The sequence below is a fragment of the Devosia riboflavina genome, from assembly GCF_000743575.1.
GTDB lineage: Bacteria > Pseudomonadota > Alphaproteobacteria > Rhizobiales > Devosiaceae > Devosia > Devosia riboflavina.
The window spans coordinates 1-602 of record NZ_JQGC01000051.1; the positions used below are offsets into that span (position 1 = coordinate 1).

At 61.8% G+C, this 602-nt stretch carries 2 protein-coding genes; both read right to left on the reverse strand.

The features are described from left to right. Nucleotides 1-147 precede the first annotated feature (147 nt). Nucleotides 148-324 carry a DUF4169 family protein gene (locus tag JP75_RS26085; RefSeq protein WP_084587923.1) on the reverse strand — a complete coding sequence of 59 codons (177 nt, stop codon included), beginning with the start codon at nucleotides 322-324 and terminating at the stop codon, nucleotides 148-150. Between the two features lie 9 nt (nucleotides 325-333). Beyond that, on the reverse strand, nucleotides 334-602 hold a 269-nt coding region (locus JP75_RS24580), incomplete at its 5' end, for a winged helix-turn-helix transcriptional regulator (RefSeq protein WP_035087785.1).

Below are 602 nucleotides of genomic sequence, written 5' to 3' on the forward strand. Positions count from 1 at the left end.
GGCCTCTCCCCTGCCCCTGGATCGTTGCGCTCGGGCTTGAGCCGGGGAATTTGCACTTACCCTGGCATCGCCAAGTGTAGTGTCCTCGGGTCAGGCCCGAGGATGACGGCCGGTGTGTGGGGGGACAGGAGCGCGGGATTCCCTCGCTCAGTCTTCGAGTTTGTGGCCGTCGAGGTGTTTTTCGGCGGTGGATTTTTCGGCGGCGTCCTTGAGCTTTTCGCCCTTGGTACGGCCGAATTTTTGGCGGTTGGCTTCGGCAGCCGCTTCTTTTTCGGTGCGGGCCTTGGCCTTGCGGGCTTTCGACAGGGAGATGATTTCTGCCATTTGACGCTCCTAGGCGGTCTCGCCGACTCCGGCATCATACTTCGCCTGGGCCGAGAGTACGCTATCGATATTGTCCTGCGCCCAGAGGGAAACGGCAGCCATTTTTTCGGCGAGGCTGTGGCCAAGGGGCGTGACGGAATATTCTACCGTAACCGGCACTGTGGCAAAGGCGCGGCGGGAGACGAGGCCGTCGCGCTCGAGCTGTTTCAGGGTCTGGGACAGCATCTTCTGGGAAATGCCTTCGACGATGCGGCGGATCTGGTTGAAGCGCAGGGGGC